This is a genomic window from Streptomyces sp. NPDC055243 (assembly GCF_044544025.1).
Taxonomy (GTDB): domain Bacteria; phylum Actinomycetota; class Actinomycetes; order Streptomycetales; family Streptomycetaceae; genus Streptomyces.
This window is the reverse complement of record NZ_JBITWR010000002.1, coordinates 778,699-803,596: the sequence shown is the minus strand read 5'-3', so window position 1 is coordinate 803,596 and position 24,898 is coordinate 778,699. Positions and strand designations below refer to the sequence as shown.

Below are 24,898 nucleotides of genomic sequence, written 5' to 3'. Positions count from 1 at the left end.
CTGCGTGACGTCTACATCGTCGACGCCGTACGCACCCCCGTCGGCAAGTACAACGGCGCGCTCGCGGGCGTCCGCCCGGACGACCTCGGCGCACACGCCATCCGCGAACTCCTCTCCCGTACACCGGACTTGGACCCCGCACGGATCGGCGACGTCTACTTCGGCAACGCGAACGGCGCGGGCGAGGAGAACCGCAACGTCGGCCGCATGGCCGCCCTGCTCGCGGGCCTGCCCGTGACGGTGCCGGGCGTGACCGTCAACCGGCTCTGCGCCTCCGGGCTCGAGGCCGTCATCCAGGCCGCGCGGGCCATCGCGCTGGGCGACGTCTCCATCGCCCTGGCCGGCGGGGTCGAGTCGATGACCCGCGCCCCCTACGTCCTGCCGAAGAACGACCGGCCCTTCCCCGCCGGGGGCACCGAGCTGTACTCCACCACGCTGGGCTGGCGCATGGTCAACCCGCGGATGGAGCCGCAGTGGACGATCCCGCTGGGCGAGAGTGCCGAACTCGTCGCGGACAAGCACCGGATCACACGCGAGCAGCAGGACGCGTACGCCCTCGCATCGCACCGCAAGGCGGCACAGGCCTGGCAGGACGGCCTGTTCGACGCGGAGGTCGCGCCGGTCTCCGTCCCCCGGCGCAAGGGTGACGCGGCCCTCTTCGAGCGCGACGAGTGCGTGCGCGCCGACGCGTCCCAGGAGGCGATGGCCAAGCTCAAGCCGTCCTTCCGCACCTCCGGCGGCACGGTCACACCCGGCAACGCGTCGCCGCTCAACGACGGCGCCGCCGCACTCCTCCTGGTCGACGAGGAGGGCCTGCGGGCGACGGGCCGCGAGCCGCTGGCCCGTGTATCGGCATCCGCCGTCTCCGCGATCGAGCCGCACTACTTCGGCCTCGCGCCGGTCGAGGCCGTCAACCGCGCCCTCGCGAAGGCGGGCAGGTCCTTCGGCGATCTGAGCACGCTGGAGCTCAACGAAGCTTTCGCGGCCCAGGTGTTGGGGTGCGTGGCCGAATGGCCCGACCTCGACCCGGACGTCCTGAACCCCCTCGGCGGCGCCATCGCGCTCGGCCATCCGCTGGGCGCGTCCGGCGCACGCCTCGCCGGAAGCGTCGCCCACCAGCTCGCCCGGCGCGGCTCGGGCACGGGCGTCGCCACCCTCTGCATCGGTGTCGGCCAGGGCCTGGCCCTGGTCCTCGAACGCTGAGCCCGCCCTCCACCACCGTCAGCACCACGCCGTACCTCACGGAGCCGAGAGACATGACCCTCACCGAACCCCTGCCCGACGGGCTGAGCCAGCAGGAGATGGACACGGAGGTCGCCAAGGCGCAGGCCGCCGCGGCGCCCTCCGACCACCCGCCGCGCGACTACCCCCCGTACCGCAGCAGCCACTTCCGCCACCCCAAGCAGCCGCTGATCCCGCTGCACGACCCGGAGGCGGTGGAGCTGAGCGGTCCCGCGTTCGGCGTCACCGACATCACCGCGCTCGACCGCGACCTGACCCGCCAGCACCTGGGCGAGCCGCTCGGCGAGCGGATCACCGTGTCCGGCCGGGTCCTCGACCGCCAAGGGCGGCCCGTGCGCGGCCAGTTGGTCGAGCTGTGGCAGGCCAACGCGTCCGGCAGGTACGCCCACCAGCTCGACCAGCACCCGGCGCCGCTCGACCCGAACTTCACGGGCTTCGGCCGCTGCCTGACCGACGACGAGGGAACGTACTCCTTCACGACGATCAAGCCGGGCGCCTACCCGTGGCGCAACCACGTCAACGCGTGGCGCCCCGCGCACATCCACTTCTCGCTCTTCGGCACGGCGTTCACGCAGCGTCTGGTGACGCAGATGTACTTCCCGGGCGACCCGCTGTTCGCCCACGACCCGGTGCTGCGCTCGGTCACCGACGAGTCGGCGCGCCGACGCCTGGTCTCCGCCTACGACCACGATCTCTCCGCCCCCGAGTGGTCGCTCGGCTACCGCTGGGACATCGTCCTCGACGGCCCCTCCGCCACGCTCTTCGAGGAAGGCGACCACCACTGATGTCGTACGCTCCCACTCCCTCCCAGACGGTCGGCCCCTTCTACGGCTACGCGCTGCCCTTCCCGCGGGGCGGCGAGGTCGCGCCGACCGGCCACCCGGAAACGATCACCCTGCACGGGTACGTGTACGACGGCGCGGGCAACCCCGTCCCCGACGCCCTGATCGAGACCTGGCAGCCCGCGCCCGACGGCTCCCGCACGGGCGCGCCGGGATCGCTGCGGCACGACCCGGTCACGGGCGAGGTCATCGGGCGCGACGGGCTCGCGTTCACCGGGTTCGGCCGCGTGCCGACCGACGCGGACGGCCACTGGACGGTCCGTACGCTCCCGCCCGGCGGCGTCTCGTACATCGCGGTCGCGGTCTTCGCGCGCGGCCTGCTCCACCACCTGTACACGCGCGCCTACCTGGTCGACGAGCCGGGCGACGCGCTCCTCGGCTCCCTGGACCCGGCGCGGCGCACGACGCTGATCGCCCGCCCCGAGGCGAGCCGCACGTACCGTTTCGACATCCGCCTTCAGGGCGAGGGCGAAACGGTGTTCCTGGAGTTCCAGTGAGTCTTGTGAGTCTTGTTCCAGCGGATCTTGAAGGTGCCGACGTCGGCCTGCTCGCCCCGGGGCGTGCGGGCACCCCCGCCGAGGCCGCGACGGGCGACACCGCGTTCCTGCGGGCGATGCTGGACGCGGAGGCGGCGCTGACGCGGGCCCAGGCGACGGTGGGCATGGCTCCGGCACAGGCGGCGACGGACGTCGCCGCCGCGGCCGACGCCGACCGCTTCGACGTACGCGATGTGGCGCTGCGCGCGCGGGGCGGCGGCAATCCGGTGATCCCGCTGGTCGCGGACCTGACGGCGGCGGTGCCCGCGGACGCCGCGCCCTACGTCCACCGGGGCGCGACGAGCCAGGACATCATGGACACCGCGATGATGCTGGTCGCGCGGCGCACGCTGGACCTCATCCTGGCGGACCTGACCCGCACGGAGGCGGCACTGGCCCGCCTCGCGTCGGAACACCGGAACACGGTGATGCCGGGCCGTACCCTGACGCAACACGCGGTGCCGACGACGTTCGGCCTCAAGGCGGCGGGCTGGCGCTCACTGGTCCTCGACGCGCGGGACCGGGTGAGGTCCGTCCGCGACACCCTCCCGGCCCAACTGGGTGGCGCGGCGGGCACGTTGGCCGCTTTCGAGGCGTACGCGGGCACCTCGCGACCGGGGACGTCCGCCGATGCGGGCGAGCTCGGCGAGCGTCTCGTGTCGGCCTACGCCCGTCATCTCCGGCTGGCCGGACCCGCCCTCCCCTGGCACACCCTCCGTACCCCGATCGCCGATCTCGCCGCTGCTCTCGCCTTCACCGCGGGAGCCCTGGGCAAGGCGGCCACGGACGTGCTCACCCTCAGCCGTACCGAGCTCGGCGAGCTCTCGGAGGGGTCGGGCGGCGGCTCGTCCGCCATGCCGCACAAGGCGAACCCGGTCCGCTCCACCCTCGTCGCGGCCGCGGCCCGCCGCGCCCCCGCCCTGGCGGCGACGCTCCACGCGTCGATGGCCGCCGAGGACGAACGCCCGGCAGGTGCCTGGCACGCGGAGTGGGAGACCCTGCGCGACCTCCTGCGCACGGTCGGCGGCGCGAGCCACCATGCGGCGGAGCTCGCCGAACATCTCCGGGTCCACCCGGAGGTCATGCGTGAACACCTCGGCCTCACCCACGGGTTGATCGTCTCCGAACGCCTCACGGCGGAGCTGGCACCGCTCCTGGGCCGGGCCCGCGCGAAGGAACTCCTCACGTCGGCGGCCCGCCGCACCCGCGACGAGGGCAGGTCCCTCGCGGAGGTGCTCGCCGAAGAGCCCGCTCTCTCGGCCGTCGACCTCACCGAACTCACCGACCCCGCCCGTTACACCGGCTCCGCAGGAGCCCTCACGGACCGAGCCCTGGAGCGACGATGACCGGCAAGCTGCCGCACCACACCACCGAGGGCACCCCGACCGCTCCCCCGCTCCTCCTCGGCTCCTCCGTCGGCACGTCCACCGCCCTGTGGGACGCCGTCGCGCCCGAACTCTCCACCACCCACCGGGTCGTGCGCTGGGACCTGCCCGGCCACGGCAAGTCGCCCGCCGACCTGATCGGCCCGGGAGCCACCGTCGCCGACCTGGCCGCGCTCGTCGTCGCGCTCGCCGACTCGCTCGGCATCGACCGCTTCTCGTACGCGGGGGTCTCCCTCGGCGGCGCCGTCGGCCTGCACCTGGCCGTGCACCACCCGGAGCGGGTGGCGAGCCTGGCCGTGATCTGCTCGTCGGCGCACTTCGGCGGCAGCGCCCGCTGGGAGGAGCGCGCCGCGCTGGTGCGCCGCGAAGGCCTCGCCACGCTGGCGCAGAGCGCGCCGGACCGCTGGTTCACGCCCGGGTTCACGGTCCCCGGCCTGGTGGACGACCACCGGAACACCGACCCCGACGCGTACGCGGCGTGCTGCGACGCGCTGGCGGCGTACGACATCAGGGACGCGCTGGCCACGATCACCGCGCCCACGCTCGTCGTCGCGGGCCGCGAGGACCCCGCGACGCCGCCCGCCCACGCGCGCGAGATCGCCGACGCGGTGCCGGGCGCCTCCCTCACGGAGCTGGCGGGCGCCTCGCATCTGGCGCCCGCGGAGCGGCCGGAGGCCGTGGTCGCCGCGTTGCGGACGCACTTGACGGGTGCGGCGGCGAGCGGGATGGCCGTACGGCGGGCGGTCCTGGGCGACGCGCACGTGGACCGCGCGCAGGGGAACACCACGCCCTTCACGGCCCGCTTCCAGGACTTCATCTCCCGCTACGCCTGGGGCGAGGTCTGGACCGACCCCACCCTCGCGCACCGCGAACGCAGCATGATCACCATGACCGCCCTGGTCGCGCACGGGCACTACGACGAGCTGGCCATGCACGTCCGGGCGGCCCGCCGCAATGGACTCACGCCCGAGGAGATCGGCGCGGTGCTGCTCCAGACGGCGGTCTACTGCGGTGTCCCCGCGGCCAATTCGGCGTTCGCGGTGGCACAGCGGGTCCTCGCGGAGGAGTAGCGGAGGGCAGGACAGGAGGCCGACGGAGGAGTAACGGCCGCGAGTGCCGCCACCAGCACCCTTTAGGCTGCTGCTGATCAGGGGGGTCCTGGGATCAGGGGAAGCAGGGGGCAAGGGGCGATGAACGACGCGTCTGAGGTGTTCCAGCCGCTACAGACGGACGATCCGCCGGTGGTGGCCGGTTACCGACTCGCCGCCCGGATCGGCGCGGGAGGCATGGGCCGTGTCTACCTGTCGCACACGCAGGGCGGCCGCCCTGTCGCGATCAAGGTGGTACGGCCGGAGCTTGCCGACGACCCGGCCTTCCGGCGGCGGTTCGGCCGGGAGATCAAGGCGGCCCAGCGGGTCCGGGGCGCGTACACGGCCGAGCTGATCGACGCCGACGCGGACGGCGTGCCGCCCTGGCTCGCCACCTTGTACGTGCCCGGCCCCTCCCTGACGGAGGCCGTCGCCCGGCGCGGACCGCTTCCGGTGCCGGCGGTCCTGTGGCTGATGGCGGGGATCGCGGAAGCGCTCCAGGCCATCCACGGCGCGGGCATCGTGCACCGGGACCTGAAGCCGTCGAACGTGCTCCTCGCCGCCGACGGGCCGCGCGTGATCGACTTCGGCATCTCACTGACGTCCAGCGCCACCTCCGCGTACACGGCCACGGGTTCCGCAGCCGGCACGCCCCAGTTCATGGCTCCCGAGCAGGCGTCAGCGGGCGAGGTCACGGCGGCCACCGACGTCTTCGCGCTCGGTCAGACGGCGGCGTTCGCGGCGCTGGGCGAGCCACTGTACGGGGACGGCCCCTCGGTCAGCGTGCTGTACCGGATCGTGCACTCGGAGCCCGACCTGGCCCTGCTGCCCGCGCAGCTCCGTCCGCTGTTCGCCCGTTGTCTGGCCGCCGACCCGGCGGAGCGGGCCACCCTGGCGGAGGTCGTCCACTGGTGCCGCCAGCGGCTCGGCGGGGGTGCCGACGCGGGCGCGGGGCCTGCCGTCTGGCGGGAGATCACGGGGCCCGAGGTGGCGGTTCCGGCTCCGGTCCCCCACCCCACCCGGGTGCACACGCAGCCGTTGCTGTTCGCGCCGCCGCAGCCGACCGTGCCTACGGCGGCGGACGAACGGCGGACCCGGCGAAGACGCAACGCGCTCGTCACGGGCGCCGTGACGGCGAGCGCCCTGCTGCTGGCGGGCCTGACGTGGACGGTCATGGACGCGACGGACCTCCTCCGCCACCGGGACGCGTCCTCGAAGTCCGGTGCGTCGGGCTCCGAACGGTCGTCGGGCTCCGGTGCGGCATCCGGCGGGACGACCTCGGGGGACGGCGAGAGGGCGGCGACCGGTGAGAAATCGGGGACCGGCGACAAGGGCGACGGGGCCGCAGGCGCTTCGCGCCCCTCCGCGGACTCTTCCTCGACCGCGACCACCCCGCCGCAGGCCATCGCGTACCCCCAGCAGTGGTTCGACGAGAAGAACTCCGTGAGCCTCCGGGAGCCGGTCGACCGCAAGGACCGCAAGGGCGATCTCCGCTTCACCTGCGGGGCGTCGAGCTGCTCGCTGGAGAGCGACAAGAGCGTGATCACGCCGCTGTACGGCAAGCCTGGGGCCACCCTCGATGCGTGCCGCACCATCCTGAAGGGCGCCGACAGCCACAACCTGCCGCTGGCCGCGGTGGCGGCCGGCAGCGAGATCTGCGTGAAGAACCCTGCCGGGGACATCGCCCTGCTCGTGGTCCTGGTGAAGTCGACGGCGATGCCGCAGGACGGGGTCAGCTTCCTGACGGCGGACATGACGGTCCGGCCGGCGCGCCAGCCACCTGGAGCCCCTGGGACCTGAGGCGGGCCCTCAGGTGGCGCTCCGTTCGCTCGCCTCGCGGTACCGCCGCTCCATCTCGTCGATGTACGCGTCGTCGCCCGGCCGACCCGCCCGCAGCAGGCGCCACCACTGGTCGATGCTCCAATTGGCCGGTTCCGTCGACCCGATGAACTCCTCGACGAGCGAGAGGAAGCGCGCGGGATCGGCGTGAAAGGGGAAGTGCCCGGCCTCCGGGAAGATCTCCAGGCGGCTGCCGGGCATCGCCTCGTGCGCGGTGTAGGCGTGGTCGACCGGCAGGACGCCGTCCCGGTCGCCCCAGACGAGGAGCGTGGGCATGCCCTGGGCGAGGTAGCAGCGGTCCAGCATGGTGACCACCTGGCCGCGCCAGTCGACGACGGACCGCAGCGTGCGGATGAACGCGGCCCGCGCCCACACGTCCGGCAGCGCGTCGACCAGACCCACCAGCTCCGGCGCGTCCCGCCCCAGACCCGTGTCGAGCAGCCGCAGCAGCGCGACCACCGCCCGCACCGGCACGTCGGCGCCGGGCAGTCCGAGCAGCGAGAGCAGCAGCGCGGCGCCGGGCAGCGACACACCCCGCAGCACGGGGGTGACCTGCGGGCCGACGCCTCCCGTGCTCACCAGGACGAGCCGGTCGACGCGCTCGGGGAACTGGTAGGCGAACTGCATCGCGACACCGCCGCCGAAGGAGTGCCCGACGAGGGTGACCCGTTCGACGCCGAGCACGCCGAGCAGGTCCCGGACTCCGTTGGCGTACGCGGCCACCGAGTAGTCGGCCCGCGGCTTCTCGGAGGCACCGTGGCCGAGCAGGTCGGGGGCGATGACCGTGTGGCTCCGGGCCAGTTGGGGGATCAGCGGGGACCACGTCGCCGAAGAGTCGCCGATGCCGTGGATCAGCAGAATCGCCGGTCCCTCACCCGCGACGCGGTACGCGCGCCGGTAGCCGTGCACGGTACGGAACCGCAGTGAGGCCCCGCTCTCGTCGCCGGTGGGAAGCCGCCTGGGCTGGAAGGGCAGGATCCGCGCCATGGGCCGGAGTGTAGGTGGGCGGCGCGGTGGGGTGGTTTCGGATGGGTTTCGGGTGGCGCAATACGGGCGTACCCCAGCAGAGTCGCGCGACGGCGCGGTGTCCAGGGAACGTGTCGACTCCTGCGCCTGCCAGACACACCGTCGGGCCGTCACTGGGGCCGTTACCGCACCGGCCGAAAGGGCGGCACGCACGCCTGATCGAAGGGTGGCCGTCGCGCCGTGTCACCACCGGGTCACCCAGGTGACACATCTGGCGGGTTAAGTTACTTGGTGACCATGCGAGTTGCGCAGCCACGTGAGGACTTTGCCACCGTGACGGGAGCCGGAGTGCGCAGGCGGGTACTGCCCGCGGCGCTCGTCGCCGTGCTCCTGGTGATCGTCCAGTTCTTCGCGCACGGCGTCAACGAACCCGCGTCCGGCGTGCCCTCCCGTACGCCACCGGCCACGGCCCCCTACGCGCACTGCGGCGACGACACGCACCCCGGGGAGACCTCCGAGCGTTTCCGGGCCCGCGGCCGGCCGCACTGCCGCGACCTCACCCCCGACACGGCCCCGCCCCTCGCCGCCCGCGGGGTCACGGCCGCGGCCGTCGGCACGCCCGCGCCGCGCCCCGTCACCGTCGGCCACCACGACACGGGACCGACAGGACGCGAACTACCCGCCCTGCTACAGGTCTTCCGCTGCTGATCGGCTCACCCGGCACGGCCATGCCGCCAGGCGCTCACGTCTGAGGCGACCCCGCCGGCCGGACCCGGACACCGGTCCACGTCACACCGACGCGCCCCCCACGGCGCTCAGGAGTCAACCGACATGCAGCTTTCCCCTGCCTCCGTACGCGACCGCGCCCGCTCCCTGTTCCGGGCGCCCGACAACGCGCGGCGCGATCTCACCGCATCCGTGGTCGTCTTCCTCGTCGCCCTGCCCCTGTGCCTGGGCGTGGCCGTCGCCTCCGGAGCACCCGCCGAACTCGGCCTGATCACCGGCATCGTCGGCGGTCTCGTCACCGGTCTGCTGCCCGGCAGCAGCCTCCAGGTCAGCGGTCCCGCCGCCGGCCTCACCGTCCTCGTCTACGAAGCCGTGCGGGAGTACGGTCTCGCGGCGCTCGGCGCCCTGGTGCTCGCCGCCGGGGTCCTCCAGCTGGTCATGGGCTTCCTCAGGCTCGGCCGCTTCTTCCGGGCCATCTCCGTGGCCGTCGTCGAGGGCATGCTCGCCGGGATCGGACTCGTCCTGGTCGCCGGGCAGTTGTACGCCATGGCCGACCGCGAAGCCCCCGCGAGCGGCCTCGACAAGATCGCCGGGCTGCCGGGCCTGCTCACCGGGGTGATCGGCTCGGAGCGCGCGCTGACCGCCTTCGGTCTCGGCCTGGCCACCATCGCCGTGCTCGTCCTCTGGCGCAGGCTCCCCGCGAAGCTCCGCGCGGTGCCCGCACAGCTCGCCGCCGTGGCGCTCGCCACGGGGGCCACGCTGCTCTTCTCCCTGCCGGTGGCCACAGTCGAGGTGCGGGGGCTCATCGAGGCGGTGCGGATGCCGGACGCCACCGCCTTCGGTGATCTGCTCGGCATCGGCGCCATCGGCACCGTCATCGCCTTCGCCCTGATCGCCTCGGCGGAGAGCCTGTTCAGCGCGGCCGCCGTGGACCGACTGCACGACGGTCCGCGCACGTCGTACGACAAGGAACTGATCGCGCAGGGCGCGGGCAACACCGTGTGCGGGCTGCTCGGCGCCCTGCCGATGACCGCCGTCATCGTCCGCAGCGCGGCCAACGTACAGGCGGGTGCGCGGACGAAGGCGTCCCGCGTCCTGCACGGCGTCTGGCTGCTCCTCTTCGCGGCGCTGCTGCCCGCCGCGCTCGGCCTCATCCCGGTCGCGGCGCTCGCGGGCGTCCTCGTGCACGCGGGCTGCAAGCTGATCCCCGTACGGCAGTTGGCCAAGCTCTGGCGCGAGCACCGCAGCGAGGCGGTCGTCCTGGTCGTGACGGCCGTGGCGATCGTTTCGGTGAACATGTTCGAGGGGGTCCTGATCGGCCTGGCACTGGCCGTCATAAAGATCGCCTGGGAGACGCCGCGCGTGCAGGTGGAGGTCGTCGACAAGGGGACGGGACCGCTCCGCGTCCATCTGTCGGGGCACGCCACGTTCCTGTGCCTCCCCAAGCTCCTCGACGCGTTGGAGGCCCTGCCCCAGGACCGCCCGATCGAGCTCGACCTCGCGGAGCTGCGGCACCTCGACCACGCGTGCCGTACGTCGCTGGAGAACTGGGCGGCGCGGCACAGCACGGAGGGCACGCAACCGGTGCGCGTGGCGTCCGGGGCCTGACGTCGCCTCGCGCCGGACGGGCTTTTGCCGCACGGACTCTTGCCGTACGGACTCCCACCGGACGGGCTCTCGCGGCAGGCCCGTCCGGCGCCGCCGGGGCCCTGCCTCCTACCTCGCCCCGTACACCGGCTGGGGCACCTCCGATCCCGCGAGCAGCTTCAGCGTCGCGTCGCCCGCCTCCGCCGGGGTCCAGCGGGCCCCCTTGTCGGCCGTGGGTCCCGGCCGCCAGCCCTCCATGACGGTGATGCGCCCCGCCTCGGCCTCGAAGACGCGGCCGGTGACGCCCGCGGACGCCTCGGAGCCGAGCCACACCACGACCGGCGACACGTTCTCCGGAGCCATCGCGTCGAAGCCGCCGCCCTCGGGCGCGGCCATGGTCCGGGCGAAGGTCCGCTCCGTCATCCGCGTCCGCGCGGCGGGCGCGATCGCGTTCACCCGCACTCCGTAGGAGGCGAATTCGGCGGAGGCGACCATGGTGAGCCCGAGAATCCCGGCCTTGGCCGCGCTGTAGTTCCCCTGCCCGACGCTCCCCAACAGGCCCGCTCCGGAGCTGGTGTTGACCACGCACGCGTGCCGCGCGCGCCCCGCCTTCGCCTCGCCTCGCCAGTAGGCGGCGGCGTGCTTCAGCGGCAGGAAGTGCCCCTTCAGGTGCACGCGCATCACCGCGTCCCAGTCGTCCTCGTCGAGGTTGACCAGCATCCGGTCGCGCAGGAACCCCGCGTTGTTGACCAGGGCGTCCAGCTGTCCGTACGTGTCGAGCGCGGCCCGCACCAGGGACGCGGCGCCCTCGGACGTGGCGATGTCGCCGCCGTGCGCGACGGCGGCGCCGCCCGCCGCGCGGATCTCGTCGACGACGTCGTGCGCGGGCCCACCGGACGCCCCGGAGCCGTCGGGCCCCACACCGAGGTCGTTCACGACGACCTTGGCACCCTCGGCCGCGTACGCGCGCGCGTGCGCACGGCCGAGGCCGCGGCCCGCGCCCGTGACGATCACGACGCGGCCCTCGCAGATTCCCGTGCCCGGCTTGTGCGCGCTCGGCTTGTCCGTGCCCGGCTTGTCGGCTGAGGTCATGCGGAACTCCTCGGATACGTTCAGTGGTTGACTGACGCGGCGTCCAGGAAGGCGGGGCGTTCGCCGCCCCCGTGCAGATGCAGTGCGGCGCCGCTGATGTAGCGCGCGGCGTCGGACGCGAGGAAGACGCACGCGTCCCCGACGTCCGACGGATCGGCGAGGCGACCGAGCGGGACGGTGCGGGCGACCTGCGCGATGCCCGCCTCGTCGCCGTAGTGCAGATGGGCGCTCTCGGTGCGGGCGAGGCCGAGCACGACGGTGTTCACGCGCACCGTCGGGGCCCACTCGACGGCCATCGTGCGCGCGAGGTTCTCCAGGCCCGCCTTGGCCGCGCCGTAGGCACCGGTGCCGGGCGAGGGCCGCGAGCCGCTCACGCTCCCGATCATGGTGATGCTGCCCCCACCGGTCTGCTGGCCGCGCATCACCTCGTACGCCGCCAAGGACGCGTACAGCGGGACCAGCAGGTTGAGTTCGACGATCTTGGCCTGGCGGGCGGGGGCGGACTCGGCGAGGAGCCCGAAAGGCGTGCCGCCCGCGTTGTTCACCAGCGCGTCCAGCCGTCCGTGATCGGCGGCCACATCGGCGAAGAACGCGTGCGTGGCCTGCGCGTCACGCAGGTCGAGGGGCCGGAACTCGGCGGCTTCCCCGCCGACTTCGACCGGTCGGTCCGGGGGCCTCCGGGCGCAGACGACGACCCGCGCGCCCGCGGCGAGGAAGCTGCGGGCGATACCGGCGCCGACGCCTCGGGTGCCGCCGGTGACGACGACCACCTGTCGGGTGTCAGTCATCGCTGCTACCGTCCTAACTAACAAATGTTTGGTTGAAGGGCCTGGTTGAAAGGTAGCGGATCCTCTGATGTCTGTCTCCACCTCGACCCCGGACAAGGGCGTCGCCGTCGTCACCGTCGACTTCCCGCCCGTCAACGCCCTGCCCGTGCAGGGGTGGTTCGACCTGGCGGCCGCCGTGCGCGCGGCGGGCCGTGACCCCGGGACGCGCTGTGTCGTCCTGGCCGCCGAGGGCCGCGGTTTCAACGCGGGCGTGGACATCAAGGAGATGCAGCGCGACAGCGGCCACAGCGCCCTGATAGGCGCCAACCGCGGGTGCTACGAAGCGTTTTCCGCGGTGTACGAATGCGAGGTGCCGGTCGTGGCCGCGGTGCACGGCTTCTGCCTGGGCGGCGGCATCGGCCTGGTGGGCAACGCGGACGCGATCGTGGCCAGCGAGGACGCCACCTTCGGCCTGCCCGAGCTGGACCGGGGCGCGCTCGGCGCCGCGACCCATCTCGCCCGCCTGGTGCCGCAGCACCTGATGCGCGCCCTGTACTACACCTCGCGCACGGCCACGGCAGCCGAGCTGCACGCGCACGGATCGGTGTGGCGTGTCGTGCCGCGCGAGGAACTGCCGGACGCCGCCCTGGAGTTGGCGCGCGAGATCGCGCAGAAGGACGGGACGCTGCTGCGGTTCGCCAAGGCCGCGATCAACGGCATCGACCCGGTCGACGTGCACCGCAGCTACCGCTTCGAGCAGGGCTTCACCTTCGAGGCGAACCTGAGCGGTCTGGCCGACCGCGTCCGCGGGGGCTTCGGACAGGAATCCGGCAAGGAAAAGAAGGAAGAGAAGCAAGAGAAGGGCAGGGCATGACGGACAAGACCATGACGCCCGACGCGATCGTGGGGCGGCTGCGGAGCGGGATGACGCTCGGCATCGGCGGCTGGGGTTCACGCCGCAAGCCGATGGCGCTGGTGCGGGCCCTGCTGCGGTCCGGGATCACGGACCTCACCGTCGTGTCGTACGGCGGCCCGGACATCGGCCTGCTCGCCGCAGCGGGCAAGATCCGCAAGCTGGTCACGGCGTTCACGACACTCGACTCGATCCCGCTGGAGCCGCACTTCCGCGCGGCGCGCGAGCGTGGCGCCTTCGAACTGGTCGAGCTGGACGAGGCGATGTTCATGCAGGGCCTGACGGCCGGTGTCCAGCGGCTGCCGTTCCTGCCGATCCGCGCGGGACTCGGCTCGGACGTCCTGCGGGTCAACCCCCAGCTGCGTACGGTGACTTCGCCGTACGAGGACGGGGAGAAGCTCGTCGCCGTGCCCGCCCTGCGGATGGACGCGGCGCTCGTCCACCTGAACCGCGCCGACCGCCTGGGCAACGCCCAGTATCTGGGCCCCGATCCGTACTTCGACGACTTGTTCTGCGAGGCGGCCGACACGGCGTACGTGTCGTGCGAGCGGATCGTCGAGTCGAGCGAGCTCACCGAGCGCGCGGCGCCGCAGACCATGCTGATCTCCCGGCACGCGGTGACGGGGGTGGCCGAGACGTCCCAGGGCGCGCACTTCACGTCGTGCGTGCCGGACTACGACCGCGACGAACTCTTCCAGAAGGCGTACGCGACCGCCGCGGCCGACCCGGAGGCCTGGAAGGAGTTCGAGGACCGCTTCCTCGGCGGCACCGAGCAGGATTACCAAGCGGCTGTCCAGGCCTGGCACAAGGAGCAGCGATGACGCAGACCGACCCGACGGCGGCGGCCGTCACCCCCGAGGAGACCGCCGCGACCGCCACGACCGCCTCCACTGCCGTCAGCGCCGCCACTCGCGCCGAGTACTGCGTGATCGCCTGCGCCGGGGCCTGGCGTGGCGCCGGTGAGATCCTCGCGTCGCCGATGGGCACGGTCCCGGCCATCGCAGCCCGCCTGGCCAAGCTGACCTTCTCGCCCGAACTGCTGCTCACGGACGGGGAGGCGCTGCTGATCGGGGATGTGCCCGCCGTGGGGGCGCCGTCGGCGGTGACGGAGGGCTGGTTGCCGTACCGCAAGCACTTGACCATGGTCATGGGCGGCAGGCGTCACGTGATGATGGGCGCGAGCCAGATCGACCGCTTCGGGAACCAGAACATCTCCTGCATCGGCGACTGGGAGCGGCCCAAGCGCCAGCTGCTCGGGGTGCGCGGGGCGCCGGTCAACACCCTCAACAATCCGGTGAGTTACTGGATACCCCGTCACTCGACGCGCGTCTTCGTCGAGAAGGTCGACATGATCAGCGGGGTCGGTTACGACAGCGCGGCGGCGGCCGGTCCCTCCGCGACGCGCTTCCACGATCTGCGCCGGGTCGTGTCCAACCTCGGCGTCTTCGACTTCGGGGCGGCGGACCACGCGATGCGCCTGGTGTCCCTGCATCCGGGCGTGACGGTGGAGCAGGTGCGCGAGGCGACGGCCTTCCCGCTCGCGGCGGCGGACGACGTGCCGTGCACCCGCGAGCCGACCGCGGAGGAACTGCGGCTGATCCGGGACGTGGTGGACCCGCGCGCTCTGCGCGAGCGCGAGGTGCGCTCGTGACGTCGGCCCCGCCGGGCATGGAGACGGCGCTGACGCGGCTGGTCGGGGTCCGGTACCCGATCGTGCAGACCGGCATGGGCTGGGTGGCGGGCCCCCGCCTGGTCTCCGCGACGGCGAACGCGGGCGCCCTCGGCATCCTGGCCTCCGCGACGATGACCGTCGAGCAGCTGCGCTCGGCCGTCCGGGAGGTCAAGTCCCGTACGGAGGAGCCGTTCGGGGTCAATCTCCGTGCCGACGCGGGCGACGCTCGGGACCGGGTGCGGGTCATCGTCGACGAGGGAGTGCGCGTCGCGTCCTTCGCGCTCGCCCCCTCGAAGGAGCTGATCGCGGAACTGAAGGACGCCGGGGTGGTCGTCATCCCGTCCATCGGTGCGCGACGGCATGCCGAGAAGGTGGCGGCGTGGGGTGCGGACGCGGTGGTCGTGCAGGGTGGCGAGGGCGGCGGGCACACGGGCGAGGTCGCGACGACCGTGCTGTTGCCGCAGGTCGTGGACGCGGTGGACATACCGGTGGTCGCGGCGGGCGGCTTCTTCGACGGGCGGGGGCTGGTCGCCGCGCTCGCCTACGGCGCGGCGGGCGTCGCGATGGGCACGCGCTTCCTGCTGACGTCGGACTCGACGGTGCCGGACGCGGTCAAGGCGCGGTATCTGGCCGCGTCGGTCAAGGACGTCACGGTGACCACACGCGTGGACGGTCTCCCGCACCGGATGCTGCGGACGGAGCTGGTGGCCTCACTGGAGAGGTCGGGGCGCATGACATCCCTCGCACGCGCCGTACGCCACGCGGCGGCGTTCCGGAAGATGTCCGGGATGGGCTGGGGAGAGATGGTCCGTGACGGGCTCGCGATGCGGCACGGGAAGGGGATGACGTGGAGCCAGGTCCTGCTCGCCGCGAACACACCGATGATGTTGAAGTCGGCGATGGTGGACGGGGTGCCGGAGGCGGGGGTCATGGCTTCCGGGCAGGTGGCCGGGGTCATCGAGGACCTACCCTCGTGCGAGGAGCTGATCTCGCTGACGATGCTGGAGGCAGCCGAGGTACTGAGCCGATTGACCTCCCCCACCTCACTCACCCCCAAGGCCGGGTCTCACCCCCAGCCCCCGGCCCGTTAGCACCACACGGGACGGGCTGCGAGCACTGGCCCGCCACTGCCGACTGCCGACCTGGCAGCCGAGCGCCCGTCAGCGCCGGACAGGCCGCTGAACACCATCCCACCAGCGCCGCACGGCCGCTGAGCAGCAGACTGCCGGCCGCCGCACGGACTGCTGAGCACCGGACGGGCCGCCGGGCATCAGCCCGCCGGCACCATGCACGCCGCTGAGCGTCAGCCCGCCCCTCAGCTCACACCCCCGCGACCTCCAAGGACGCTCGTGCTCGCGCGGCCAGGCCGTCTGCGCCGCAGGATTCGGCCAGGGCGAGGCCGCGGGCCAGGTCGGTTGCCGAGCCCGCCGCGATTCCGTACTCGACCCGGGCGAGCGCGTGCTCATAGGCGCACGGCGATGCCTCCAGGCAGGCGACGGCTCGGGCGTACAGCGCGATCGCGCGCTGGCCGCTCTCCAAGGACGCCGCGCACCGCAGCGCCTCGCCGATCGCCGTCTCCGTGCCGAACAGCTCCGCCTGGACCCGCGCGTCCGCGACCAGCTCGGCGGCCCGCCGCGGGTCGTCAACGGCGAGTTCGCGGGCCAGGTCGTGTGCCCACGGGTTGACGACCGTGTTGTAGCGGCCACGTTCGTTCGCCGCCTTGGCCGCCACCTCCAACTCGCTGATGCCGTCCGCCCGTTGCCCCGTGGCGATCAGCAGGCGGCCCCGCACGGAGTGGATGTCGGGCAGGAGGATCGTGGACGGGTAGGGCGGCGCGATGCCGTACCGGTCGGCGACCTCCTGCGCTTCGTCGGCCCTGCCCCGGACGAGCAGGGTGTCGATGAGCTTGCACGCGGCATCCCAGTGCATCGGCAGGCCGCTGCCGACGCGGTCCGTCAGGCGCAGGCTCTCCCGCAGCGAGGCCTCCGCCTCGCTGAGACGTCCGCGTCTGCGGTACACCAGGCCCAGCCAGGCCTTGGCGACGGCCAGATGACCGCCGCTCCAGCCCGCCGCCTCGTAGGCGCGGACCCCTTCGGCGAAGACGCTCTCGGCACGGTCGAGGCGGTCGGTGAAGATGTAGGCGCCGCCCAGCATCGTCAGGAGCTCGAAGCCCCACTCCGTGTCGGTCCAGCCGAGCCCGGGCGCGAGGCGGCCGTTGACGAGGGAGCGGTCGCAGAGTTCGACGATCTCCTCCGCGTTCTCCCCGCGGGTCATGGCGTCGAAGGCGCGCAGGATCAGCAGCGCGCGCTCGGAGTTGTCCCGTCCCTGCAGCGGTCCGGCGAGCGCGGCGAGGCGGCGTGATCGGCCCGTCGCGTCCTCCTCGCGGGAGTAGATGCCCTCCCACATGTAGTGGACGCCCTGGAGACGCATCTGGTCGGGCCCCGGCGCCAGCCGGGCGGCCTCGGCGTCCACGACCCGCAGGGCCTCCTCCAACTGGTCGTTGTGCACCAGGGCTTGGGAGAGCCGGCAGACGGCGTCCACGTGCAGCTTGCGGTCGAGACCGGGGGTGTGGAGTGCCTCGCGCAGGTGGCCGATGGTGGTGGCGGGCGAGGTGAGGAGCGTGGCGCAGCCCAGTTCGTAGAGCACGCGGGCGTGGGTCTCGGGCAGCGGCGGTTCCCGCAGGGCTCGTTCGAGACAGCGGCGGGCCGCGTCGGGCGCGCCGACCGCGAGGTGCTCGGCCGCCGCTTCGCGCAACTGCTTGACCAGCTCGGGGTCGTCGTCCGGATGGACCTCCAGGAGGTGCCGGGAGGCCGCCGCCGCGCCGCGGCCCGACAGGGTGACGGCCCAGGCGGCCTGGCCGTGCATCGCGGTGCGGGTGGCGGGCGGGATCGAGCGGTAGACGGTGCTGGCGATCAGCGGATGGACGAACTCCAGGCCCTCGTCGGCGCCGAGCAGGATGCGCGCGGTGCGAAGCCGCTCCGCGCACCGCTCGGCCGCCTCGCGGGTCATTCCGGCGAGCGAGGCGGCGAGGTCGAGCGGGATGTTGGTGCCCAGGATGCCGGCCGCCCAGGCGAACCGTGTGACGTCCGTGCCGAGTCCTTCGAGGCGGGCGACGAGTCCACGGCCGCGCGCCGAGCGGTTCAGGGCGCGCAGTTCGGCGGCGGAGCTCTCCACCGGCTCGAGATCGCTGTCCTGCACCTTGGCGAGCAGTTCCACGGATTCGTAGGGATTGCCGCCGGTGACCGCCCATACCTCGCGGCAGAACGGGGCGTCCGCGTGCTCACCGAGGGTGGCGCGGGTGAGCCCGGCCGCCGCGTCCGGGGTGAGCGCACGCAGCGGGGGCGAGGGACGGGCCGCCGCGCCGACCGCCGCGAGGTGGCGCGCGCTCTCGCCGGTGGCGTCGTCCGGGCGGTGGGCGACCACCACGAGGACGGGCAGTTCGTCGAGGCGCTGGGCGAACGCGGCCAGCCAGTGCAGGGTCTCCTGGTCGGCCCAGTGCGCGTCGTCGATGAGCAGGACCAGCGGCCAGTGCACCCCCGAAAGGCGCACGACCGCCTCGACCAGGCCGTCGCACACACCTTGCGGGTCGGCCTGGATACCGGTCGGCTCGGCTATGCCGAGAGCGGGGCCGGCGATCTCGTACCAGTCGCCGAGATACTCCCGTGCCTCTTCCTGCGAGAGGGCGACGAGAGCCGGCTGCAACAACTAGCGTACGACGTTGAAGGGAACGGAGGTGACGGTCTCGCCGCCGCGCGCGGACCACACCATGGCCCGCCCTTGCGCGATGCGGCGCACCTCGGCCAGCAGCGCCGTCTTGCCGATGCCCGCCTCGCCCTGGAAGACGAGCAGCCCGCCCGCCGTCGTGGATTCGGAGCACAGTTCGTCGACGGCCCTCGTGGCCGCGGCGAGTTCCGCATCGCGTTCCCACAGCGGGGCCCAGATGGCACCTCCGGGCCGTCCCTGCGTCATCGCGCTACCTCCCGAGGTCGCTCAATCGACGTACAGACATCGAGACTAGCTGGGGAGAGGGCCTCACGGTGCGGGGTCCGGCCAGCAATTGCCGCAAGGAGTGACGGACGGGCCCGAAGCTGGACGCGGTCAGAGGCGCTCGATGATGGTCACGTTCGCCTGGCCGCCACCTTCGCACATGGTCTGGAGGCCGAACCGGCCGCCGGTGCGCTCCAGTTCGTGCAGGAGCGTCGTCATCAGCTTGACGCCGGTCGCCCCGAGGGGATGTCCGAGAGCGATCGCACCACCATTGACATTGACCTTCTCCGGGTCGGCCCCGGTCTCCTTCAACCAGGCGAGGACGACCGGCGCGAACGCTTCGTTGATCTCGACGAGGTCGATGTCGCCGATGCTCATGCCGGTCTTCTTGAGGGCGTACGCGGTGGCGGGGATCGGCGCGGACAGCATCCGGATCGGGTCCTCGCCGCGCACCGCGAGGTGATGGATGCGGGCGCGGGGCGTCAACCCGTGCTCCCGCACGGCCCGTTCGCTCGCGACGAGCATCGCTGCGGCTCCGTCCGACACCTGCGAGGAGCAGGCGGCGGTGATGGTGCCGTCGTCCAGGACGGGTTTGAGGCCCGCCATCTTCTCCAGGGTCGTGTCGCGGCGCGGGCCCTCGTCGGTGGTCACGTCTCCGTAGGCGGTGAGTTCGCGGTCGAAGCGGCCCTCGTCGATCGCGCGCACGGCCCGCTGGTGCGAGCGGAGCGCGAACTCCTCCATGTCACGGCGGGATATGCCCCACTTCTCGGCGATCAGCTGGGCGCCGTGGAACTGGTTGACGGGCCGCTCTCCGTAGCGGGCGCGCCAGCCCTCGCTGCCCGCGTACGGGCCTTCGGTGAGGCCGAGCGGTTCGGCGGCCTGCCGGGAGGCGAAGGCGATGGGGATCATCGACATGCTCTGGGTGCCGCCCGCGACGACGAGGTCCTGGGTGCCGGACAGGACGCCCTGCGCCGCGAAGTGCACGGCCTGCTGCGAGGATCCGCACTGCCGGTCGATCGTCACGCCGGGCACCTCTTCGGGGAGGCCCGCCGCCAGCCAGGAGGTGCGGGCGATGTCCCCGGCCTGCGGGCCCACCGTGTCCAGGCAGCCGAAGACGACGTCCTCGACGGCGGCGGGGTCGATCCCGGCGCGCTCGACGAGCGCCGTCAGGACGTGGGCTCCCAGGTCGGCGGGGTGGACGGCCGCGAGGCCGCCCTTGCGCCTGCCGACGGGGGTACGGACCGCTTCGACGATGTAGGCCTCGGCCATGACTGCGTACTCCTCGTACTCCTCGGTCGGGGCGGTCGCCGGGGTGACGACGCGCTCCCTACGTGCGGACGGCGATGCCGTCCAGGACCATCGACAGGTACTGGCGGGCGATCTCCTCGGGGCTGTGGCCTCCCCCTGGGCGGTACCAGGACGCGGCGACCCAGACGGTGTCGCGCACGAAGCGGTAGGCGAGCCGGATGTCCAGGTCGTCGCGGAAGACGCGCTCGGCGACTCCGCGCTCCAGCGTCGTCAGCCACGTCTTCTCGAAGCGCTGCTGCGAGTCGGTCAGGTACTGGAAGCGCGCCTGGGCGACCAGGTGCTTGGCCTCCTTCTGGTAGATGGCGACGGCGGAGCGGTGCCGGTCGATCTCCCGGAAGGATTCGGTGACGAGCGCCTCAAGGGTCTCGCGGGGGCCGAGCTGCGACTGGAGCACGGTGTCGTACCCGTCCCAGAGCTCGGCGAGGAAGGTGGAGAGGATCTCTTCGAGCATCGACTCCTTGGAGTCGAAGTGGTAGTAGAGGCTGCCGGCGAGCATGCCGGCGGCGTCCGCGATCTTGCGGACCGTGGTCGCGTTGTACCCCTGCTCGGCGAAGACGTCGGCCGCGATGGCGAGGAGTTCGCCGCGGCGCTCGGGCGATGGACTCACCGGGGCCTTCTTCTTCGTGGTGCCGCCCTGCTTCGTCGCGGCGCTGCCGCCCTGCTTCGCCATGGTGCTGCTCTGCTTCGTCGTGGTGCTGCTCTGCTTCGGTTTCGACACACGGTCATTCTCCGCCTAGGCGTGCTGGTTGCTGACCGAGACCGTCTCCCCCGTCATGTACGAGGAGTACTCACTGGCCAGGAAGACGATGACGTTGGCTATCTCCCAGGGCTCGGCATGCCGCCCGAACGCCTCGCGCGCGGTGAGCTCTTCGAGCAGCTCGGGCGATGTGACCTTCGCGAGGTGCGGGTGCATGGCGAGGCTGGGCGACACCGCGTTGATCCGTATGCCGTGGGGCGCGGCCTCGACGGCGGCGCAGCGGGTGAGTGCCATGACCCCGGCCTTCGCCGCGGCGTAGTGCGCCTGGCCCGCCTGGGCGCGCCAGCCGAGCACCGAGGCGTTGTTCACGATCACGCCGCCACGGTCGGCGGCCCGCATGCGGCGCAGGGCGGCCCTGGTGGAGCGGAACGTGCCGTTCAGCGTGACGTCGATGACTCTGTCCCACTGCTCGTCGGTCATCTCGGTGAGCTCGGCGGTGCCACCGAGTCCCGCGTTGTTCACGACGACGTCCAGGCCGCCGTGGCGCTGCTCCGCCAGGTCGTACAGCCCCTGCACCTGGGCCTCGTCCGTCACGTCGCACGGGGTCCCGTCGATCCGGTCGGCGCCGAACTCCCCGGCCAGCGCCTCCACCGTCTCCTTCGTGCGGCGCGGGTGGGCGTCGCCGATGACGATGCGCGCGCCCTCCTCCAGGAAGCGACGGGCGGTGGCGCCGCCGATGCCCGCTCCGGCCGCCGCGGTGATGACGGCGGTCCGGCCCGCGAGCAGACCGTGCCCCGGCACATACGCGGGTGCGTCCATGCTCGGCCCCCTTCAGCTCTCGACTCGCTCTCGACGACTGGCCCAACACCAGGATAATCTACCAAACACTTGTTAGGGAAGACTGCCGGAGAAGAACCGCCCCTGGCACCGCTCGAAGCACCGCTCGAAGCACCGACCGAAGCACCGACCGAAGCACCGACCGAAGAGGTGGGCCACTGATGGACCTCGACTTCACCGCCGGGGAAGAGGAGTTCAGGCAGCGGGCGCGCGACTGGCTCCGCGGGCACGTGCCCGCGGAGCCGCTCCCGTCACTGGAGACCCAGGAGGGCTTCGCTGCCCACCGCGCCTGGGAGGGCGAGCTCGCGGCCGACCGCTGGTCGGTGGTGTCCTGGCCCGAGGAGTACGGCGGGCAGGGCGTCGACATCGTCAAGTGGCTGGTGTTCGAGGAGGAGTACTTCGCGGCGGGCGGCCCCGGCCGGGTCTCGCAGAACGGCATCAACCTCCTCGCGCCGACCCTCTTCGACGTCGGCACGGACGAGCAGCGCGCACGGATACTGCCCCCGATGGCGAGCGGCGAGGTCATCTGGGCACAGGCCTGGTCCGAGCCGGATTCGGGCTCGGACCTGGCCTCCCTGCGCTCCACCGCGCGCCGCACGGACGGCGGTTGGCTGCTCAGCGGGCTGAAGACGTGGTCGTCACGGGCCGCCTTCGCCGACCGCGCGTTCGGCCTGTTCCGCAGCGACCCCGCCGTCGACTCCGCCAAGCCGCACCGGGGCCTGACGTATCTGATGTTCCCGCTCGACGCGGACGGCGTGACCGTCCGCCCCATCGGGCGCCTGGACGGCAGACCGGCCTTCGCCGAGCTCTTCCTCGACGACGTCTTCGTGCCGGACGAGGACGTGATCGGCCAGCCGGGCCAGGGCTGGCGGATCGCCATGTCGACGACGGGCAACGAACGGGGCCTGACGCTGCGCTCCCCCGGCCGCTTCGTCGCCTCGGCCGACCGCCTGGTGCGGCAGTGGCGCGCGCACGGCGACCCCGCGGACACCGCGCTGCGCGACCGGGTGGCCGACGCCGTGATCGGTGCCCGCGCCTATCAGCTGTTCACCTGGGCCAACGCCTCGCGCTTCGCGGCGGGCGAGACGATCGGCGCGGAGTCGAGCCTGAACAAGGTCTTCTGGTCCGAGTACGACATAGCGCTGCACGAGACCGCGCTCGACCTCCTGGGCGCGGAGGGCGAGTTGGCGGACGGCGGCGAATGGGCCGAGGGGTACGTCTTCTCGCTCGCCGGGCCGATCTACGCGGGCACGAACGAAATACAGCGCGACATCATCGCCGAGCGGCTGCTCGGACTGCCGAAGGGACGCCGCTGATGAGGTTCCTCCTCGACGCCGAGCAGCGCGAGTTCGCGCGCTCGCTCGACGCCATGCTGACGGCGGCCGACACCCCGGCGGCCGCGAGGGCGTGGGCCGCCGGGGACCACGCGCCGGGCCGCGCCGTGTGGGGGCGGCTCGCGGATGCGGGCGTCTTCGCCCTGGCCGTCCCCGAGGAGCACGAGGGGGTGGGGCCGCTCCCGGTAGAAGTGGCCGTCGCATTCGTCGAGTTGGGGCGCCACGCGGTGCCGGGGCCGCTGGTCGAGACGGTGGCGGCGGGCGCGCTGCTCGCCCGCCTCGCCGAGCTGGGCGAAGCGGCCCCGGCCAAGCGGCTCCTTCCACCCCTGGCCTCCGGGGAGGCCGTCACGACGCTCGCTCTCCCCGAAGGGGGGCCTTTCGCCCTGGACGCGGACGCGGCGACGCTGCGGCTGAGCGCCACGGGCGGTGAGCTGCGCGTGGCCTCCGGGCACGCGCGCGTGGAGCGGTCGTTGGATCCCGTACGGCGCCTGGCGCGACTGTGGCCGGGCGGCGAACTCCTCGCCTCGGGCCCGGCGGTGACGACGGCTTCCCGGTACACGGCCGACTGGGCCTCGCTCGCGACGGCCGCGCAGGCGTTGGGGGTCGGGCTCGCACTGCTGGACAAGACGGTCGCGTACGTGAAGCAGCGCACCCAGTTCGGCACGCCGATCGGCGGCTTCCAGGCGGTCAAGCACCGCCTCGCGGACGTCCTGATAGGCCTCGAATTCGCCAGGCCCCTGCTGTACGGGGCAGCGTTGACCCTGGAGACGGCCGATGTGGCCGCGGCGAAGGCGGCGGCGGGCGAAGCCGCGTACGGCGCCGCGCGAGCGGCGCTGCAACTGCACGGGGCGATCGGTTACACCGCGGAGTACGACCTGTCGCTGTGGCTGACGAAGGCGCGGGCCCTGCGCACCGCTTGGGGCAGCCCCGGGGAGTGCCGGCGGCTGGTGCTGTCGGGAGGGCGGGGGCACGGCTGACGCGTCATCCGAAGCGGCCCCTGCCGCGCACATGGGGCCCCACCTCCCTCACGCGTACTCCCATCCCCCCTCGCCCACCTGCTCGCGCGCGATCCGGCGCCACTCCGGGAGGCCGCCCGGGAGCGGCCATGCCCACGTGGGGCGGTGTGCCGTGCGCAGCTCGTGGAGGCGGCGGGCGAGGGCCGGTCCGGCGAACTCGGCGCCGTCGGGGACCCGCGGGCCCTGCGCGGCGCGCAGTTCGGTGAACCTCGCCAGCTCCGCCTCGTACGCCGCGACGGCCCGCTCGGTGCCGGTGTCCACCTCGTCCCGCGGAGTGGTCCGCTGCAGTTCCAGGACGGCCGGTTCCACGGATTCGGCGATCGCCGCGGCCAGCCGTGCGTGGCCGTCCAGGACGAGGTGGCTGTCGAGCCCGCTCACCCACCAGAGCAGGACGGGCGGCAGCGTGCCGTCCCTCGCCTGCTTGCGGTACGCCTTGACGCGGGGGTCGTCGGCGTCCGGCATCGCCCGCAGCGGAAAGATCTCCCACGAGCCGCTGTGAATCCACCAGTCGATGTAGCCGTCGGGATCGCCCTCGACGAGCAGCGAGCGCCAGTACTCCCCCTCGCGCTCGCCCGGATGCTTCCACCGGAGCAACAGCGGGTCCGGCTTCAGCACCCACCGCCCGTCGTGCAGAGGGCTGTCGGGGGATGCGGTGAGCAGCGTCGCGAAGTGGTGGGCCCAGCGTTGCCGGGAGCCTCCGTAGGCGCGGGCCTGGTGTGCGCGCAGCGGTGGGACGAGGGGGCGGTGGCGACCGGTCCGGTAGCAGTCGACTCCGTGGCGGCCCGGGTCCACCAGGGCAAGGAGCAGCGGTTCGGCGGCGGCTCCCCGCGTCAGGAGCAGACGGTTTTCGGCGGTCCACAGGCGCAGGCCGGGGAGCGGCCGTTCGCGCACCTCCAGGAGCAAGCCGTTCCAGGCGCCGTCGGTTCGGGGGCCGCTGGTTCGGGTGCCGTCGGTTCGGGGGCCATCGGTTCGGGTGAGGTTCGTGCGCCGCGTCCCCGCGCTCGGGCCCGGCGATCCCGTGGTGGACATGGACAAGGCGCGCTCTCCCCCACGTCGATGGCCTG

At 73.0% G+C, this 24,898-nt stretch carries 21 protein-coding genes and 1 pseudogene; 14 read left to right on the top strand and 8 right to left on the bottom strand.

Annotated elements, in window-relative coordinates; genetic code table 11:
* The 6 genes from ACIGXX_RS08340 to ACIGXX_RS08315 all read left to right on the top strand — a co-directional run bounded on the left by ACIGXX_RS08340 (position 1) and on the right by ACIGXX_RS08315 (position 6,893).
* Entirely contained in the window at positions 1-1,203 is a 1,203-nt protein-coding gene (locus tag ACIGXX_RS08340) for a thiolase family protein (RefSeq protein ID WP_399974373.1), read from the top strand.
* Positions 1,204-1,301: 98 nt separating this feature from the next.
* Entirely contained in the window at positions 1,302-2,027 is a 726-nt protein-coding gene (gene pcaH, locus ACIGXX_RS08335) for a protocatechuate 3,4-dioxygenase subunit beta (RefSeq protein WP_351161678.1), read from the top strand.
* A complete protein-coding gene (gene pcaG / locus ACIGXX_RS08330; RefSeq protein ID WP_351161015.1) occupies positions 2,027-2,581 on the top strand; it encodes a protocatechuate 3,4-dioxygenase subunit alpha in 555 nt (184 codons plus the stop codon). The genes pcaH and pcaG overlap by 1 nt, the downstream gene beginning before the upstream one ends.
* 5 nt (positions 2,582-2,586) lie before the next feature.
* Positions 2,587-3,966 carry a 3-carboxy-cis,cis-muconate cycloisomerase gene (pcaB, locus tag ACIGXX_RS08325; RefSeq protein ID WP_399973830.1) on the top strand — a complete coding sequence of 460 codons (1,380 nt, stop codon included), beginning with the start codon at positions 2,587-2,589 and terminating at the stop codon, positions 3,964-3,966.
* Entirely contained in the window at positions 3,963-5,075 is a 1,113-nt protein-coding gene (gene pcaD, locus ACIGXX_RS08320; RefSeq protein WP_399973826.1) for a 3-oxoadipate enol-lactonase, read from the top strand. Before pcaB ends, pcaD begins: the two co-directional genes overlap by 4 nt.
* Before the next feature lie 120 nt (positions 5,076-5,195).
* The gene (locus ACIGXX_RS08315) at positions 5,196-6,893 is read left to right on the top strand and encodes a serine/threonine-protein kinase (RefSeq protein ID WP_399973823.1); all 1,698 of its coding nucleotides are present in this window, start codon (positions 5,196-5,198) and stop codon (positions 6,891-6,893) included.
* A gap of 9 nt (positions 6,894-6,902) precedes the next feature.
* On the opposite strand, the gene ACIGXX_RS08310 is transcribed toward ACIGXX_RS08315, so the two are convergent.
* The gene (locus ACIGXX_RS08310; protein WP_351161003.1) at positions 6,903-7,919 is read right to left on the bottom strand and encodes an alpha/beta fold hydrolase; all 1,017 of its coding nucleotides are present in this window, start codon (positions 7,917-7,919) and stop codon (positions 6,903-6,905) included.
* A gap of 312 nt (positions 7,920-8,231) precedes the next feature.
* On the opposite strand from ACIGXX_RS08310, the gene ACIGXX_RS08305 reads away from it, so the two are divergent.
* Both ACIGXX_RS08305 and ACIGXX_RS08300 read left to right on the top strand, forming a co-directional pair.
* The gene (locus tag ACIGXX_RS08305; RefSeq protein ID WP_351161000.1) at positions 8,232-8,606 is read left to right on the top strand and encodes a hypothetical protein; all 375 of its coding nucleotides are present in this window, start codon (positions 8,232-8,234) and stop codon (positions 8,604-8,606) included.
* A 123-nt stretch (positions 8,607-8,729) separates the two neighbouring features.
* Positions 8,730-10,232 carry a SulP family inorganic anion transporter gene (locus ACIGXX_RS08300; RefSeq protein ID WP_361461545.1) on the top strand — a complete coding sequence of 501 codons (1,503 nt, stop codon included), beginning with the start codon at positions 8,730-8,732 and terminating at the stop codon, positions 10,230-10,232.
* Positions 10,233-10,340: 108 nt separating this feature from the next.
* On the opposite strand, the gene ACIGXX_RS08295 is transcribed toward ACIGXX_RS08300, so the two are convergent.
* Together ACIGXX_RS08295 and ACIGXX_RS08290 are read right to left on the bottom strand one after the other, a co-directional pair.
* Positions 10,341-11,303: an SDR family oxidoreductase gene (locus ACIGXX_RS08295; protein ID WP_383823173.1), complete on the bottom strand. Its 963-nt coding sequence runs from the start codon at positions 11,301-11,303 to the stop codon at positions 10,341-10,343.
* Between the two features lie 20 nt (positions 11,304-11,323).
* Complete coding sequence (locus tag ACIGXX_RS08290; RefSeq protein WP_351160993.1) at positions 11,324-12,091, bottom strand: SDR family oxidoreductase; 768 nt, start codon at positions 12,089-12,091, stop codon at positions 11,324-11,326.
* 67 nt (positions 12,092-12,158) lie between these two features.
* Here ACIGXX_RS08290 and ACIGXX_RS08285 point away from each other — a divergent pair, with 67 nt between their 5' ends.
* From ACIGXX_RS08285 to ACIGXX_RS08270, 4 genes are read left to right on the top strand one after another with little or no spacing between them, the layout of a single operon-like run.
* Positions 12,159-12,944: an enoyl-CoA hydratase family protein gene (locus ACIGXX_RS08285; protein ID WP_351160991.1), complete on the top strand. Its 786-nt coding sequence runs from the start codon at positions 12,159-12,161 to the stop codon at positions 12,942-12,944.
* A complete protein-coding gene (locus ACIGXX_RS08280; protein WP_399973816.1) occupies positions 12,941-13,804 on the top strand; it encodes a CoA transferase subunit A in 864 nt (287 codons plus the stop codon). The genes ACIGXX_RS08285 and ACIGXX_RS08280 overlap by 4 nt, the downstream gene beginning before the upstream one ends.
* On the top strand, positions 13,801-14,634 hold the full coding sequence (locus ACIGXX_RS08275) for a CoA-transferase subunit beta (RefSeq protein WP_399973813.1): 834 nt from the start codon (positions 13,801-13,803) through the stop codon (positions 14,632-14,634). Before ACIGXX_RS08280 ends, ACIGXX_RS08275 begins: the two co-directional genes overlap by 4 nt.
* A gap of 17 nt (positions 14,635-14,651) precedes the next feature.
* A complete protein-coding gene (locus tag ACIGXX_RS08270) occupies positions 14,652-15,746 on the top strand; it encodes a nitronate monooxygenase (protein WP_361462243.1) in 1,095 nt (364 codons plus the stop codon).
* Positions 15,747-15,975: 229 nt separating this feature from the next.
* On the opposite strand, the pseudogene ACIGXX_RS08265 reads toward ACIGXX_RS08270, so the two are convergent.
* From ACIGXX_RS08265 to ACIGXX_RS08250, 4 genes and pseudogenes are all read right to left on the bottom strand, one after another.
* Positions 15,976-18,624 (bottom strand): annotated as a pseudogene (locus ACIGXX_RS08265) (ATP-binding protein).
* Between the two features lie 129 nt (positions 18,625-18,753).
* Positions 18,754-19,911, bottom strand: a complete 1,158-nt coding sequence (locus ACIGXX_RS08260) for an acetyl-CoA C-acetyltransferase (protein WP_399973810.1) — start codon at positions 19,909-19,911, stop codon at positions 18,754-18,756.
* A 58-nt stretch (positions 19,912-19,969) separates the two neighbouring features.
* A complete protein-coding gene (locus ACIGXX_RS08255; protein WP_351161675.1) occupies positions 19,970-20,557 on the bottom strand; it encodes a TetR/AcrR family transcriptional regulator in 588 nt (195 codons plus the stop codon).
* Positions 20,558-20,683: 126 nt separating this feature from the next.
* A complete protein-coding gene (locus ACIGXX_RS08250) occupies positions 20,684-21,466 on the bottom strand; it encodes an SDR family oxidoreductase (protein ID WP_361461563.1) in 783 nt (260 codons plus the stop codon).
* 179 nt (positions 21,467-21,645) lie between these two features.
* On the opposite strand from ACIGXX_RS08250, the gene ACIGXX_RS08245 reads away from it, so the two are divergent.
* Positions 21,646-22,800, top strand: coding sequence for an acyl-CoA dehydrogenase family protein (locus ACIGXX_RS08245; RefSeq protein ID WP_399973805.1), 1,155 nt, complete (start codon positions 21,646-21,648; stop codon positions 22,798-22,800).
* Positions 22,800-23,795 carry an acyl-CoA dehydrogenase family protein gene (locus ACIGXX_RS08240; RefSeq protein WP_399973802.1) on the top strand — a complete coding sequence of 332 codons (996 nt, stop codon included), beginning with the start codon at positions 22,800-22,802 and terminating at the stop codon, positions 23,793-23,795. The genes ACIGXX_RS08245 and ACIGXX_RS08240 overlap by 1 nt, the downstream gene beginning before the upstream one ends.
* A gap of 48 nt (positions 23,796-23,843) precedes the next feature.
* Here ACIGXX_RS08240 and ACIGXX_RS08235 read toward each other — a convergent pair whose 3' ends face one another.
* Positions 23,844-24,863: a hypothetical protein gene (locus ACIGXX_RS08235; protein WP_399973799.1), complete on the bottom strand. Its 1,020-nt coding sequence runs from the start codon at positions 24,861-24,863 to the stop codon at positions 23,844-23,846.
* Between the last annotated feature and the right edge of the window lie 35 nt (positions 24,864-24,898).